Origin of the sequence: Aestuariivivens sediminicola (genome assembly GCF_022662015.1) — a bacterium.
In the GTDB taxonomy this organism is placed as follows: domain Bacteria; phylum Bacteroidota; class Bacteroidia; order Flavobacteriales; family Flavobacteriaceae; genus Aestuariivivens; species Aestuariivivens sediminicola.
In genome coordinates, this window is sequence record NZ_JAKMCM010000003.1 from 89,336 (window position 1) to 103,137 (window position 13,802).

The 13,802-nt window shown below is 37.4% G+C and carries 17 protein-coding genes; 8 read left to right on the forward strand and 9 right to left on the reverse strand.

The features are described from left to right. Window positions 1-146 precede the first annotated feature (146 nt). From MR041_RS07910 to MR041_RS07935, 6 genes are read right to left on the reverse strand one after another with little or no spacing between them, the layout of a single operon-like run. On the reverse strand, window positions 147-1,580 hold the full coding sequence (locus MR041_RS07910; RefSeq protein WP_242093078.1) for a sulfatase: 1,434 nt from the start codon (window positions 1,578-1,580) through the stop codon (window positions 147-149). A gap of 13 nt (window positions 1,581-1,593) precedes the next feature. Then, window positions 1,594-2,067: a DUF192 domain-containing protein gene (locus MR041_RS07915; protein WP_242093079.1), complete on the reverse strand. Its 474-nt coding sequence runs from the start codon at window positions 2,065-2,067 to the stop codon at window positions 1,594-1,596. Between the two features lie 6 nt (window positions 2,068-2,073). Further along, window positions 2,074-3,006 carry a prolipoprotein diacylglyceryl transferase gene (gene lgt, locus MR041_RS07920; RefSeq protein WP_242093080.1) on the reverse strand — a complete coding sequence of 311 codons (933 nt, stop codon included), beginning with the start codon at window positions 3,004-3,006 and terminating at the stop codon, window positions 2,074-2,076. Between the two features lie 16 nt (window positions 3,007-3,022). Continuing rightward, window positions 3,023-4,171 (reverse strand): peptidylprolyl isomerase, encoded by a 1,149-nt coding sequence (locus MR041_RS07925; protein ID WP_242093081.1) that lies wholly within the window; start codon window positions 4,169-4,171, stop codon window positions 3,023-3,025. An 11-nt stretch (window positions 4,172-4,182) separates the two neighbouring features. Beyond that, entirely contained in the window at window positions 4,183-4,725 is a 543-nt protein-coding gene (gene gldI / locus MR041_RS07930; RefSeq protein ID WP_242093082.1) for a gliding motility-associated peptidyl-prolyl isomerase GldI, read from the reverse strand. After that, window positions 4,718-5,737 (reverse strand): DHH family phosphoesterase, encoded by a 1,020-nt coding sequence (locus tag MR041_RS07935; RefSeq protein WP_242093083.1) that lies wholly within the window; start codon window positions 5,735-5,737, stop codon window positions 4,718-4,720. The genes gldI and MR041_RS07935 overlap by 8 nt, the downstream gene beginning before the upstream one ends. A gap of 87 nt (window positions 5,738-5,824) precedes the next feature. Between MR041_RS07935 and MR041_RS07940 the strand changes: the two genes are divergently transcribed. Further along, entirely contained in the window at window positions 5,825-6,244 is a 420-nt protein-coding gene (locus tag MR041_RS07940) for a nucleoside-diphosphate kinase (RefSeq protein ID WP_242093084.1), read from the forward strand. Window positions 6,245-6,398: 154 nt separating this feature from the next. Here MR041_RS07940 and MR041_RS07945 read toward each other — a convergent pair whose 3' ends face one another. The 3 genes from MR041_RS07945 to recF all read right to left on the reverse strand — a co-directional run bounded on the left by MR041_RS07945 (window position 6,399) and on the right by recF (window position 8,076). Beyond that, entirely contained in the window at window positions 6,399-6,590 is a 192-nt protein-coding gene (locus MR041_RS07945) for a cold-shock protein (protein ID WP_242085300.1), read from the reverse strand. Window positions 6,591-6,689: 99 nt separating this feature from the next. Next, a complete protein-coding gene (locus MR041_RS07950; RefSeq protein ID WP_242093085.1) occupies window positions 6,690-6,986 on the reverse strand; it encodes a DciA family protein in 297 nt (98 codons plus the stop codon). Between the two features lie 10 nt (window positions 6,987-6,996). Next, window positions 6,997-8,076 (reverse strand): DNA replication/repair protein RecF, encoded by a 1,080-nt coding sequence (recF, locus tag MR041_RS07955; protein ID WP_242093086.1) that lies wholly within the window; start codon window positions 8,074-8,076, stop codon window positions 6,997-6,999. A 139-nt stretch (window positions 8,077-8,215) separates the two neighbouring features. On the opposite strand from recF, the gene MR041_RS07960 reads away from it, so the two are divergent. The 7 genes from MR041_RS07960 (at window position 8,216) to MR041_RS07990 (ending at window position 13,644) form a co-directional block, all read left to right on the forward strand. After that, window positions 8,216-8,986: a tetratricopeptide repeat protein gene (locus MR041_RS07960; RefSeq protein WP_242093087.1), complete on the forward strand. Its 771-nt coding sequence runs from the start codon at window positions 8,216-8,218 to the stop codon at window positions 8,984-8,986. A gap of 1 nt (window position 8,987) precedes the next feature. Beyond that, entirely contained in the window at window positions 8,988-9,473 is a 486-nt protein-coding gene (gene ribH / locus MR041_RS07965; protein ID WP_242093088.1) for a 6,7-dimethyl-8-ribityllumazine synthase, read from the forward strand. Window positions 9,474-9,637: 164 nt separating this feature from the next. Beyond that, window positions 9,638-9,871 (forward strand): hypothetical protein, encoded by a 234-nt coding sequence (locus MR041_RS07970; protein WP_242093089.1) that lies wholly within the window; start codon window positions 9,638-9,640, stop codon window positions 9,869-9,871. Between the two features lie 15 nt (window positions 9,872-9,886). Next, window positions 9,887-10,174, forward strand: a complete 288-nt coding sequence (locus MR041_RS07975) for a riboflavin synthase subunit beta (protein WP_242093090.1) — start codon at window positions 9,887-9,889, stop codon at window positions 10,172-10,174. A 3-nt stretch (window positions 10,175-10,177) separates the two neighbouring features. Further along, window positions 10,178-12,028, forward strand: coding sequence for a DNA mismatch repair endonuclease MutL (gene mutL / locus MR041_RS07980; protein ID WP_242093091.1), 1,851 nt, complete (start codon window positions 10,178-10,180; stop codon window positions 12,026-12,028). Between the two features lie 3 nt (window positions 12,029-12,031). Then, complete coding sequence (locus MR041_RS07985) at window positions 12,032-12,781, forward strand: rhomboid family intramembrane serine protease (RefSeq protein WP_242093092.1); 750 nt, start codon at window positions 12,032-12,034, stop codon at window positions 12,779-12,781. Continuing rightward, window positions 12,778-13,644, forward strand: coding sequence for a rhomboid family protein (locus tag MR041_RS07990; RefSeq protein ID WP_242093093.1), 867 nt, complete (start codon window positions 12,778-12,780; stop codon window positions 13,642-13,644). Before MR041_RS07985 ends, MR041_RS07990 begins: the two co-directional genes overlap by 4 nt. Window positions 13,645-13,802: the final 158 nt, after the last annotated feature.

Genomic DNA, 13,802 nt, shown 5'->3' on the forward strand with positions numbered 1-13,802 from the left:
TCAATTTTGATCCAACGAGAGAAACAGATGCATGTAATGAAAGCCACTGAATATTAAATGCGAATTAATATAATGACCCGGTTTAACGGTTAATTAGAAATCATATTATGTGTTGCAGGAATTGCAATCTTTAAAGCTAATCCTAATTAGCGATATGCAATCTCCAGGTCGTTTGTCCGTACCTCTTTTAATTTATTTTTGAGTTCATTTTTGAAAAAAGTAACGGTTTTAGTGTATTCGGGATCATGAGCCAAATTGGTATACTGTTTCGGATCATGCTTCATATCGAATAATTCAATACCACCCGAGGCGTCTTCATTGTACTGGATAAAGGCCCAATCATCGCTTCTCAATAAGAATGAGTTTCCATTCTGACTTACACTAAAAGCCATATCTCTGACTTCATATTCCGGATTGCTAAAGGTCTTCACTAAGCTCTTACCTTGGAGATGTTTCGAATACGTTAGGCCGGCTAATTCTGAAATGGAAGGATAAAGGTCTAATAGCTCTACAAACGAATGGCACACCTGCGGTTTAATGCCTGGCACTTTAATGATTAACGGCACGCGCACAGATTCCTCATGCAGGCTTACCTTCATCCAAAAGTCATGCTCACCTAAATGAAAGCCATGGTCCGATGTAAAAATGACAATGGTATTATCTTCCAGGCCTTCATCTTTCAGTGCTTTTAATACCTTCCCGATTTGTGCATCCATGTATGACACAGAGGCATAATAGGCTGCTACAGCTTTCTTCTGCTGTTCGATAGACATTTGGCCATTAAAACTTGTTACATAGTTTATGCCGCGTTCCGGGATGTCATTCCAGTCATTTTTCAATTTCTTCGGCAGTACTATGTGTTGATAAGGATAAGGGGTAAAATAGGGTTTTGGTGCGACAAAAGGTACGTGAGGACGCACAAAACCCACAGCCAAAAAGAAGGGTTCATTTTTCTTGCTTTTTATAAGGGCAATGGCTTGTTCTGCCGTCTTACCATCTGAATGCATGAGGTCGGAGCCATCTGCTTTTACAATGGTCATCACATTACCCCCTTTACGTTCAATACTGCCATCAGGATTGTTCTGTACCAATTCAGCATCACCTTTTGCTTTCCACTCGGGTCCCTGACTGTTGAATCGTTCTGTCCATGATGCCGCATCGTCCTGTCCGTCTGATCCTGTTTCAATATCTAAAGGGACAGCCATATGGAATATTTTACTCACCCGGGCCGTATAATAGCCATTTTCTTTAAACAGCTGGGACCAGGTTTTTCGTTCGGGACCAATATTTTTACGTCCACTAACATAACCATAGGTTGTTGTTGCCGAAGGATAATAGCCCGACATGAATGAAGCCCTAGACGGGCCGCAAACAGGAAATTGAGTATATGCTCTGGTATAGCGAATACCTTCAGATGCGAGTTGATCGATATGAGGCGTCTTACACACTTTATTTTCATAGGCGGAAACTGCTGTTGTCGTAAGATCATCAGAGATTATAAATAAAACATTCGGTTTTTTATCCTGACTTTTGGAATGCAGCCAGAAAAAAACAAATATTAGAACAACATATCTATTCATCAATATCGAAATTTTACAATTCGGAGTACTCAATGGCATTTCCAATGTCTATAGACCAAAGGTCCGAGAGTCCGGCATTGACTTCTAAAACATATTTTGCCGGAGCATTGGATGGAAGGGACGTTTCATCAAATGGTTTTGCATTTTTCTGAAAACTAACAATCTTTTTATCCTCTGATATGTATATGATGTCCAGTGGAATGCGGGTATTTTTCATGTAAAATGAACGTGGCCTTTCATCATCGAAAACAAAAAGCATGCCTTGTGAGTCCTTCATGCTGCTCCGATACATCATGCCGGTTTGAGTTTCATATTCGTTATCGGCAATCTCAATGTCTAATGAAATTGTTGTTGAATCTGATTTAAAAATGGTGAGGACACCTTCTTTTTCAAAAAAGACCTCAGTTTGGCTAATGGCTTTTTTATCGTTCTTACAGGATAATAAAGCAATACAGCTACAAACAACTACAAAAACAAATCGATTCAAAACAAACTATTTAACTACAGTTTTTGGTTTATAAGCGAACATAAAATAAAGCCCGATTACAATGAATGGAACGCTGAGCCATTGTCCAGTTTGGAGTCCAAACCAATTAATATATTCGTCACCTTGAGGTTCTTTAACGAATTCGATGAAAAAGCGTATGGTCCATAATAATACCAAAAACAGCCCGAAAAGAAAACCGCCCTGATCTTTTTTGGAGGTTTTGGTGTAGAAATACCATAGCAGTAGAAATACAAAAATGTAACAAAACGACTCGTATAATTGCGCAGGGTGTCTGTAGGGGACGGCCTCCAATAAATTTGAAAATTGGGGATTATCTGTTACGGCATTATAGGCTTCCTGTACATTTTTAATACCGGTTGCGCGAACAATTTCATATTTATTATAATAATCTTGAATAAATCGAACTCCAAGAGGAAATTCTCCTGAGAGATTTCCAATTATTTCCGAGTTGATGAAATTTCCTATCCTGATGAAAACGGCACCTGATGCCACTGATATAACAACACGATCTAAAACCCACAGTAGGGATTTGTATTTATATTTTTTTCGATATAAATACATGCCAATAATTATCCCAATCGCCGCACCATGACTCGCCAATCCCTGAAAACCAGTAAACTCAAATCCTCCCTTGAATTTAAAAGGTAGAAAAATGCTGAAGAAATCTTCAGAAATCAATTCCGATTGGTAAAATAAAACATGTCCCAAACGCGCACCGATCATGGTTGCTAAAACAGTATATATGAACAGCGGATCTAAATATTCTAAAGACACCTTTTCTTTGGTAAATATCCATTTCATAATATACCATCCCAGTATAAAAGCCACCACCCACATCAGGCTGTAAAAATGTAGTTTGAAATTACCTGCTATATCAATACCTGTAATGGGGTTCCAATCAAATTTTAGAGGGTGCATAAGTATTTTGATTTAACTAATTTAAGAGTTCAAGTATTTCAACTTCGAAAATAATATTTGACTTGGGTGGAATGCCATTTCCTCCAGCCTCTCCATATGCTAAATGGTACGGAATGAAAAGTGTCGCCTTATCTCCAACATTCAATTTCCTGAGACCTTCTTTAAACCCCGGTATCATTCGCGCATCAGGGCCGATATCGCATATAATGGGTTCGTATCTTTCGGCATTTTTTTGCTGAATATCCACGGCATCAAGTGCTTTAGCCGTCTCCAGGTTACTCGTTTGCAGTAAGGTGCCATTTTCAAAGTATACGGCATAATGGGCCAGAACTTTCGATGTCTCCGAAAGTTTGGGACCTTGGCCCTTAGCAGTGATATAATATTGTAATCCTGAAGGTAGGGTAATAGCCTTGGACCGTTGCTCTTTAAATTTTTTAAGCGTCGCTTCTGTTATAGCCAGGGCTTTTGCTTCTTTTTCTTCCTTTAGCCTTTTGGCCTCTATGAAGTGGTTTTTAAAACGTTGGGCTGCGTCAAATTTTTTTGCAGCTTTTCCTTTTCTAATAATGTTAACGGATTCAATGATATCGTCTTGATTTATGGAATCAATGACTTCAAGTCCCATGATGACTTCTCCAAATACCGTATGACAGCTTACACGTCTGTTCTCACAATTTTTCAGACGTCCTTCCTCATCGTACGCATCCAGCCACGGGGTCGCTTTGTGCGTGATGTAAAATTGACTTCCGTTGGTGCCATAACCGGAATTAGCCATGGCTAAAATACCTTTTTTGTCATGTTTCAATGACTTGTCGAATTCGTCATCAAAACGGTATCCCGGATTACCTGATCCGTCACCTTTAGGATCGCCTCCCTGAATCATGAAATCGACGATAACACGATGAAACTTTAACCCGTTGTAGAATTTTTTCTCTTTATAAGTGTCCTGGACCAAGGTATTTGTGCCTTCTGCCAAAGACACAAAATTTGCCACGGTAACCGGTGTTTTTTCAAATTCAAGTTTTGCAACCATAACACCCTTTTGTGTCTTGATTTCGGCATAGATACCGTCTGTAAGTTCGGGGTATTGTACCTTACATGAGACTAAAATAAAGGAAAGTAAGATTGTAAAGGAGAGTAAATTTAAGACAGTGTTAAATCCTTTCATACAAAAATTAGTTATTGTTCTGTTATTGAAAATACGGTCACCTCACAAATTAAAGGAGTATTACTGCCTATTTTATTCTGGTCTCCATAATACCCATATGCTTTCTGAGAAGGAAACAAAAACGTAACCGTTTCTCCGGACTTCATAAGTTTTAACCCTTCTCTCAAACCGGTGAACAATTCTTGTTGATCCATAACATACCGCTGTGTGTTGATATCTTCCTTAGAATAAATGGTCGTTCCGTTCAAGGTTTTAACATCGTAATTGTAATCTATGATATCTCCAAAATCAGGCGTGCTCAAGGTATCACTATCTGTTTTAATATTATAGTAGTACCAAAAACCACTTTCCGAAGCTATGAAACTTTTATCCGTCTGCTCCTCAATAATTTTTTGAATGTGCGATTGTTCCCTCGCATTTAATTTTTTATTACGTTCAACAGAGTCATCGATAAAAGATCCTGTTTTAACGGAAATAGGTTGCCGTGCTTCCGGTGATTTACAACCTACGGCTAACAATAAGCTGAAAAAGATAATGATTGTTAATTTATTCATCGTTTAGGGCGGTTTTATAACTAGGCAATATACTAATAAATTTTTCAACGGTGTCGTTTAAAGAAGAATAGCTCTTACCACCGGCGGCATTGGTATGGCCACCGCCGTTAAAATAATCTCTTGATAAGGTGTTCACTGAGAAATGCCCCTTGGACCGCAATGAAATTTTTATTAGACCTTCCTGCTTGTCCTCAATGAATATAGCTGCCAGCACAACGTTCTCTATAGATAACCCATAATTTACAACGCCTTCAGTATCTCCCTTCTTAAAATTGTATTTATTTAATTCATCTTGCGACAGGGTCGTATAGGCGGTACGAAATTCAGGGAGTAATTTCAGGTTCTTTAGGGCGCATCCCAGTAGTTGCAGCCGTTGGTAGCTGTTGGTATCATAAACTTTATTGTGAATTTCTGAATTGTCGGCCCCTTTATCGATTAGCTGGGCAATAATATGGTGTGTTGTACTTGTGGTACAATCGAACTTAAAAGAACCGGTGTCCGTCATGATGCCAACATAGAGGCAAGTGGCAATTTTAGCGTCAATAATTTCGATGTCATTCATCATATCAATGAAATGATAAATCATTTCGCAGGTCGAACTCATATGGATATCCGAAAACGTGTACTTTGCATAGTTATCCGGTGCCTGATGATGGTCTATCATAATCTTCAATGCACTGCTCTCTGATAAGGCCGTTTCCATGTCTCCTGATCTGTGCAATGCATTGAAATCCAATGTAAAAATAAGATCAGCTTCAGCTATTCTAACATCGGAGATTTCAGTATGATAATCGTATATCAAAACCTCTTCCGTACCGGGAATCCACTTTAAAAACCCGGGAAAATTATTGGGAACTATCACCGTTGAACGGTGCTTGTATTTTAGGAGATAGTGATGGAGGGCAAGCGTGGACCCTATGGCATCACCATCCGGGTTTTTATGCGTTACAATCACAATATTTTTAGGTGCTGATAGCAGCTCTTTTACGCGTTCGGTATCTTCCTTATTCATAAGGAACGAAGATACAATTTTTTTAAAACTGCATCGTCTTGTTTTTAAATGGAAATAACTTACTTTTGCACAAATTTTAAAATAGAAATGGCAACAAATAGAACATTTACAATGCTGAAGCCGGATGCTGTTGAAAAGGGACACATTGGCGCAATTTTAGAAAAAATTACAGCAGCTGGATTTAAAATCGTAGCAATGAAATTAACCCAAATGTCAAAATCTGACGCAGAAACGTTTTATGCTATACACAGCGAACGTCCATTTTTTGGGGAATTAGTGCAATACATGACACGAGGGCCAATTGTTGCCGCTGTTTTGGAGAAAGATAACGCCGTAGAGGATTTTAGAACATTAATTGGCGCCACTAATCCTGCTGATGCTGCTGAAGGGACCATACGTAAACTATATGCAACTTCAATGGGTGAAAATGCGGTTCATGGCAGTGATAGTGATGCTAATGCCGCTATTGAGAGTGCATTTCATTTTGCGGGCAGAGAGATATTCTAAATCATAAAGAGACGATGTAAAAAGGCGTTCGAAATTCACGGACGCTTTTTTATTTCCAGCTATTGCATTCATATCGATTCCTTAAAGCGCATAAAAAAAGCCTGACAACTTTTGTCAGGCCTCTTTTGTAATGTTAAAGTTTATATAATTTGTATTAGATAACTTTTACGTTTACTGCGTTTAATCCTTTTCTACCTTCCTGTAAATCAAACTCAACTTCATCACCTTCGCGAATTTCATCAATTAATCCAGAAATGTGAACAAAATGCTCTTTGTTGTTGTCTTCTTCAACAATAAATCCATAACCTTTGGAGTCGTTGAAGAACTTAACTGTACCTTTACTCATTGTATTTGTATTAAATAATAATTAAGTGTCAAAGGTAGGGTAAATAATATTACTTTTTCCTTTTTTATCTATATTTTTTCTTTTTTTAAGAAAACGCAATTATCGTAAAATCAGTTTTTTGATCACCTCCTTACCCAGCTCCTCATTCAGTAAATTAATTATTTTTTGTTTCCCATAGCCTAATTCTTCTCTCAGCACACTGGAACTAAGGTGAATATACAGCGTTTCTTTTTCCAGGTATATTTCGGTAGTGTATTTGTTAACACCATTACCCATGAGTTCATTCCATGCTTTAGCGACATTGACTTTGTCTAATCCTTTCTCGAGATTATTCGATTCAACGAAATCCTTTAAAATAGCTTTGATACTCATATGATCATTGCGACGTGTTGTCATGCAGTGGAATTTAAAGTTTAAAAAATTCGTATGATTGATGTGCTTGTTTTACAATGTTTTCGGTCCGCTCGGCATGGGTGTCACTAATAAAAATCTGACCAAAACTATCCTCACCGGCTAATTTAATAATTTGAGCCACACGTTCTTCATCTAATTTATCAAAAATATCATCCAGTAGTAAGATAGGTTTCACCTTGCTCTGGGTTTTTATGAAATCAAATTGGGCCAATTTTAATGCAATTAAAAATGATTTTTGTTGGCCCTGACTACCGAATTTCTTTATAGGGTAACCCTCAATATCGAAAGCGAGGTCGTCCTTATGGATACCGACACTGGTATATTGCAGTGCCCTGTCTTTATTGATCTGTTGCTCCAACAAGATCTTGAGATCATTTTCAGACAAATCGCTCTTATAAACCAGGTTAACGGTGTCATTACCATTGCTAATGTTGTGATAATGTGCTTTAAAAATGGGGATGAAGGCTTTTAAAAACGCATTTCTTTTATGAAATATTTTGGTACCGTATTCAGTCAACTGGTCATTGTAAACTGCAATGGTATCGGCATTATAGGTGTGGTTCAGGGCAAAATACTTTAAAAGGGCATTGCGTTGTGCTAATACCTTGTTGTACTTAATGATGTTTAGAAGATAGGCTTTGTCGCTTTGAGAAATGACACTATCTATGAATTTTCTTCGGATATCACTTCCTTCAATAATAAGATCCCTATCAGCTGGTGAAATCATGACCAAGGGTAAAAAGCCGATATGATCACTAAATTTATCATAAGCTTTCCCATTCCGTTTAATTATTTTTTTTTGTCCTTTTTTAAGGCTGATAACCACTTTCTCCGGAAGGTCATTTTTTATATAATCGCCCTGAATAACAAAAAAGTCTTCCCCATGTTTTATGTTTTGGGTGGCAACCGGATTAAAGTAGCTTTTACCAAATGAGAGATGGTATATGGCGTCTAAAATGTTCGTTTTTCCAATGCCGTTATTTCCTACGATACAATTAATATTTTTATTAAAATCGAAAGACCTATTATCCAGATTTTTGTAATTGATCAGAGAAAGTGATTTTAAGATCATAAAAGCATTAACTAATATTGAGTTTTAAAGAAGAAATACTTCAATTTATGAGAAGTGCAAAATATTGAAAATTATCAAATAAATACCTTATAATTTATAAAGAAAAATCATATTTTTGCGGCGCATTAATACAGATTACATGGCAACTTATAATAAAAGAGGGTATAAACCAAAAACTAAAGGACAAAAGCAACATAATATTGAAGAGGGTTCAACAACCGCGGAAGTTTTTAACACTTTAGATGAAACGGCATCTAAAACCGAGGCCTTTGTCGAAAAGAATCAAAAATATATATTTATAATTATTGGTGTCGTTGCGGTCGTAGTTTTGGGGTATTTAGGATATAATGAATTTATTGCTAAACCAAAACAGATAGAGGCAATGAACGATATGTTTCAGGCGCAAAAATATTTCGAGGATGCTGTAAACGGTGTTGAAAAGGATTCGCTATACAATTTAGCTCTGAATGGAGGAGAAGGGAAGTACGGCATGTTGGATATTGTTGAAGAATACAAAGGGACTCGTGCTGCTAATTTGGCTAATTACTATGCAGGAACAGCATTTTTGAGACTCAAGGACTACAAAAATGCAGTAGAATATTTAAGTAACTTCAAAAGTGATGATGAAATTCTGGCGCCTTTGGCAAAGGGCAATATAGGTGATGCCTTTGTACAGTTAAATCAGCCTGAGGATGCTTTGGATTATTATGAGGAGGCTGCAGAAATGCGTGATAATGAGTTTACCACCCCGATGTATTTGTTTAAGGCGGGGTCGATTGCTTTAGAACTTGGACAGGCTGAAAAAGCTTTGAATTATTTTAACAGAATTAAGGACGATTATCCGAACGCCACAGAGGCTTCTAATATAGAGGTATTTATAGGAAAAGCCCAGGTATTAGCGAGTAAGTAACATGGCCACTGAAAATAAGAATTTATCAGATTACGATAAAACCACAATCCCAAACGCGAATAAATTTCGGTTTGGGATTGTCGTTTCAGAATGGAACCATGACATCACCGAAAATCTTTTTAAGGGCGCATTTGATACGCTTCTGGAACACGGTGTGTTGGCCGGAAACATTGTTAGATGGAATGTTCCGGGTAGTTTTGAACTTATTTACGGCTGTAAGAAAATGCAGGAGCAAATGGTCAATGCAGTTATAGCCGTGGGGAGTGTCATAAAGGGAGAGACCAAACATTTCGATTTTATTTGTGATTCGGTCGCACATGGTATAAAAGATTTGAATGTTACAGGCGAAACACCTGTCGTTTTTTGCGTACTTACCGACAATACAAAACAACAGGCCATTGACCGTTCGGGAGGAAAACATGGCAATAAAGGTACCGAGGCTGCTATTGCTGCCATTAAAATGGCTGAATTACGCAAAAATAGCTGAAGCCTAAAAGACTTAGGTGATTTACACAGGTCTTTTTATCTCAATTCTCGATGTAAACAACACATACAGCCAATCCGATTACTTTCTTATTGAAAACTTGTTAAGTTAAACTTTTAAACTTAAGAGTATAGTTTGTATTTTTGGAGGACAAGCATTAATTACATTTGTTTAAACAACGTAAGCATAAAACCTTTAGTTACAAACCACGGTTTATAAAAACGGATGAAGCGCACACTCAATCGGATGCGAGAAATAAAACCGATTTCATTTCGAAGTGGAAGGCGAATCAATCGGGTAAAAGACGCGTTTCGAAAGGAGGTTTGAAATTGGGGACTTTGATATTGCTTTTGGTACTGTTATTGATCTTAATGTATGCACTGGAAAGGAAATACATGTAAATCAAAAAATATACTATGGGATTACTTAAATTAAGAAAGAATAAAAAGTACAATTATACGCCGCGTTTTTACGACGACAAGGGTGAGGGTAGTCCGTTTAAAATGAAGCATAAATTTGATGCCTACAGAAAAACTGTAGGCGGTAATGCAGGTTTTAAAACAAAGATTAATAATGCCCTAGACGATTTAAAAAATAATCCTGATCGAGAGGCAAACAGACGCATATTAATCATTGTAGGGATATTAATACTCGTGTTTCTTTTTATCATAGATTTCGATCTTTCTATTTTCTTTTCAAATTAATTCATGGCAGATATCATTCAGCTATTACCGGATCATGTAGCCAATCAAATTGCTGCGGGTGAAGTTGTGCAACGTCCGGCATCTGTCGTTAAGGAGCTTCTTGAAAACGCCATTGATGCTGAGGCAACATTGGTGAAATTAATTATTAAGGACGCCGGTAAAACATTAATCCAGGTCATAGATAATGGTGATGGTATGAGTACAACTGATGCGCGCTTAAGTTTTGAGCGACATGCCACATCCAAGATTAAAACAGCTGAAGATTTATTTCAATTACATACTAAAGGTTTCCGTGGAGAAGCATTAGCGAGTATCGCAGCGATCGCTCACGTGAACCTTAAAACAAAACAGGAACGCGATGAGGTAGGTACCGAAATTACAATTGAGGGAAGTACTATTGTGTCGCAAGAGATTGTTGTAACACCAAAAGGAACTTCCGTATCAGTAAAAAATCTGTTCTTCAATATTCCAGCCAGACGTAATTTTTTAAAATCAAATACTGTGGAGTTACGTCATGTAATTGACGAGTTCCACAGAGTGGCCTTAGCGCATCCAAAAATCCATTTTACTTTTTATAATAATGGAAGTGAAATGTTCAATTTACCCGTTAGCAATTACAGACAGCGTATTGTGAATATTTTTGGAGCGAAAACCAATGAAAAACTCGTGCCCGTTGAGGAAGCTACCGAAGTGGTTAAAATAGTCGGTTTTGTCGGTAAACCTGAGTTTGCAAAAAAAACCAGGGGAGAACAATATTTTTTCGTTAATGAAAGATTTATAAAGAGTGCCTATTTAAACCATGCCATTTTATCGGCTTTTGAAGGCCTGATCAGACCGGGTGCCCATCCCAGTTATTTTTTAAATTTAACTGTGGATCCCCAGTCTATAGACATTAATATCCATCCTACAAAAACAGAAATCAAGTTTAATGACGAGCATACACTGTATGCTATTTTGCGCTCATCCGTAAAGCACAGCCTTGGTCAGTTTAACATCGCTCCGGTTCTTGATTTTGAACACGACTCAAATTTAGATACGCCTTATACGGACATAAAATCAGTTGTAGATACACCTAAGATTGAAGTGGATAGAAATTTTAATCCTTTTCAAGAGTCCCATTCCATGAAGGGTCAGGCAAGCGCTTTTAAAAGGCCATCATCGGGTCATTGGGATAGTCTGTACATTGGATTGGAGTCGAAGAAGATTACCCCACAGGCCGATTTTAAGGACATGCATATTGAAGGAGAGGAGGCAGCAAGTTCACTTTTCGAAGCTGAGGCATCAGTAGAGCAGGACCATAAGACCTATCAATTTCATAATAAATATATCATTAGTGCCATAAAATCAGGGCTATTGGTCATTGATCAATTTCGAGCACACCAACGTATTTTGTATGAAGAGTTTCTTAAAAATTTAACCGTGAAGGAGGGAGTTAGTCAGCAATTATTATTTCCCTTGCAGATCCACCTGCCAACACCTGAAGTGGAGATCATTAAACAGTTAAAGGAGGACTTAGAGCATACAGGCTTCGTGTTTTCAAGTATTGGTGATGAATTAATAGAAATTATGGGTGTTCCTTTAAATGTTCCGGAGAGTGAAGTGTCTATTATTTTGGAACAGTTAATTAATGATGTACAACATGAAGTTCCTGAGGCCAGCTTCAGTGCTATTGATTTACTGGCCAAATCGATGGCCAAAAGTTTAGCGATAAAAGCAGGGCAACCCTTAAAGAAGGACGAACAGGAATACATTGTCAATAAACTTTTTGCATGCAAAGAGCCCAATGTAACCCCCAGTAATAGATTGACTTTTGTAACGGTGGGTATTGATGAATTGGATAAAAAATTTATTTAGGATATGATTAGAATTACAGATACTGTAAAACACCTGATAATTATCAATGTCATTATGTTTATTGGAACCATGGCCATAGGTGGCAATACCTTTTATGATTGGTTCGCCATGCATTTCCCTAAAAATGAAGATTTTAGTTATTGGCAGATCATAACACATATGTTTATGCATGGGGGATTCATGCATTTGGCTTTAAACATGTTTGGTTTATGGATGTTTGGGACACCCGTGGAGCAGGTGCTGGGATCCAAACGTTTTTTATTTATTTATTTTTCAGCGGGTCTCGGGGCATTGGCACTGCAATTGGGAGAATACTATTTCAGATTTATGCCTTATTTTAATGAATTAATGGCTTCCGGTTATTCCAAATCAGAAATATTACAAATGCTTTCCACTGCGCGGGGTGTAAATGGAATGAGCTCTATTCAACATCAGAATCTTCAAGAAGCATTTTATTTATACAGTGTAATCATGGTAGGGGCATCAGGTTGTTTAATGGGAATTCTGGCTGCTTTTGGCATTATGAATCCGGAAGCGAGATTGATGCTTATTTTTCTGCCCATTCCTGTAAAAGCCAAGTATTTTATTCCTGCTCTGCTCATTATTGAAACCATTATGGGATTAAAAGGGCAGTCCATATTCGGAGGTGCAAATATTGCTCATTTTGCCCATGTAGGTGGTGCCATAACCGGAGGATTTATAATGTGGTATTGGAAGAAAAATCAGTTTAATCAAAACAGGTGGGATTTATGACGTCATTATCTCAAGATATAAAGGATAAGTTAAAGCGGTTAAATGCCTTAGAGAAAATAATTGTCATTAATCTTATTGTTTTTCTTCTGGCGCTTCTATTTGACTCCCTTTTTGCCTGGTTCGAATTACCCAGTAATATTGATGCCTTTATAACTCAGCCATGGAGTCTTGTAAGCTATGCATTTCTGCATTATAACTTTTTGCACATTTTATTCAACATGTTATGGTTGTATATTATCGGACAATGGATACTAAATTTGTTTCATTCAAAATTGGCCTTAAACATTTATTTTCTCGGGGCCATCGCTGGAGGCCTGTTGTATTTACTGGTCTATAATCTCTTTCCTGATGTTTTTGTAAACAGCCGTTTAGTAGGTGCCTCTGCTTCGGTTAGAGCATTATTGATTTTTTTATGTGCGTATCTACCCCATAAAGAGTTTCGTTTTTTTACAATAAGTATTAAACTGTGGTATATAGGTTTGATCATTGTAATTCTTGATGTGCTCGGCGTTATTTCGGGTATAAAGGATCCTGTTTATGGAAATTCAGGAGGTAATATTGCCCATCTGGGCGGTGCGTTTTTAGGGTATTTTTATGCAAAGCAGCTAAGCAAGGGAACAGATATTGGAAAAGGATTCGAAAAAATAATGGACACTGTTATGGCCCTTTTTAAGCGTTCAGGCACCGGGCCTTTAAAGACAGTTCATAAAAAGAAAAGTAAGGTTGGAGGTTATTCCAAATCTGAATTTAATGAGTTCAGCAATCAGAAGAAAATCGATCTCATACTTGATAAGATCAGTAAAAGCGGTTACGATAGTCTGACAGCAGAAGAAAAAGAGTTTTTGTTCCGGTCCGGGAAATAGAATAAGTGGTCAAGGCCTTAGCCAAAAGGTGATTATTTGTCGTGTTTTAGTAAAATATAATGTATAGTCACGTTAAACAGTTAATTGTTGCTATTTTCAACGATTAGAATAACACATACCAATTGAAGTGTGAAAAAGATGCATTTCCTTGATAAAGT

Coding starts and splice junctions, on each gene's coding strand:
- MR041_RS07910 (WP_242093078.1), bottom strand. CDS start 1,580: ATGAATAGATATGTTGTTCTAATATTTGTTTTTTTCTGGCTGCATTCC.
- lgt (WP_242093080.1), bottom strand. CDS start 3,006: ATGCACCCTCTAAAATTTGATTGGAACCCCATTACAGGTATTGATATA.
- MR041_RS07925 (WP_242093081.1), bottom strand. CDS start 4,171: ATGAAAGGATTTAACACTGTCTTAAATTTACTCTCCTTTACAATCTTA.
- gldI (WP_242093082.1), bottom strand. CDS start 4,725: ATGAATAAATTAACAATCATTATCTTTTTCAGCTTATTGTTAGCCGTA.
- MR041_RS07935 (WP_242093083.1), bottom strand. CDS start 5,737: ATGAATAAGGAAGATACCGAACGCGTAAAAGAGCTGCTATCAGCACCT.
- MR041_RS07940 (WP_242093084.1), top strand. CDS start 5,825: ATGGCAACAAATAGAACATTTACAATGCTGAAGCCGGATGCTGTTGAA.
- MR041_RS07945 (WP_242085300.1), bottom strand. CDS start 6,590: ATGAGTAAAGGTACAGTTAAGTTCTTCAACGACTCCAAAGGTTATGGA.
- MR041_RS07950 (WP_242093085.1), bottom strand. CDS start 6,986: ATGACAACACGTCGCAATGATCATATGAGTATCAAAGCTATTTTAAAG.
- recF (WP_242093086.1), bottom strand. CDS start 8,076: ATGATCTTAAAATCACTTTCTCTGATCAATTACAAAAATCTGGATAAT.
- MR041_RS07960 (WP_242093087.1), top strand. CDS start 8,216: ATGGCAACTTATAATAAAAGAGGGTATAAACCAAAAACTAAAGGACAA.
- ribH (WP_242093088.1), top strand. CDS start 8,988: ATGGCCACTGAAAATAAGAATTTATCAGATTACGATAAAACCACAATC.
- MR041_RS07975 (WP_242093090.1), top strand. CDS start 9,887: ATGGGATTACTTAAATTAAGAAAGAATAAAAAGTACAATTATACGCCG.
- mutL (WP_242093091.1), top strand. CDS start 10,178: ATGGCAGATATCATTCAGCTATTACCGGATCATGTAGCCAATCAAATT.
- MR041_RS07985 (WP_242093092.1), top strand. CDS start 12,032: ATGATTAGAATTACAGATACTGTAAAACACCTGATAATTATCAATGTC.
- MR041_RS07990 (WP_242093093.1), top strand. CDS start 12,778: ATGACGTCATTATCTCAAGATATAAAGGATAAGTTAAAGCGGTTAAAT.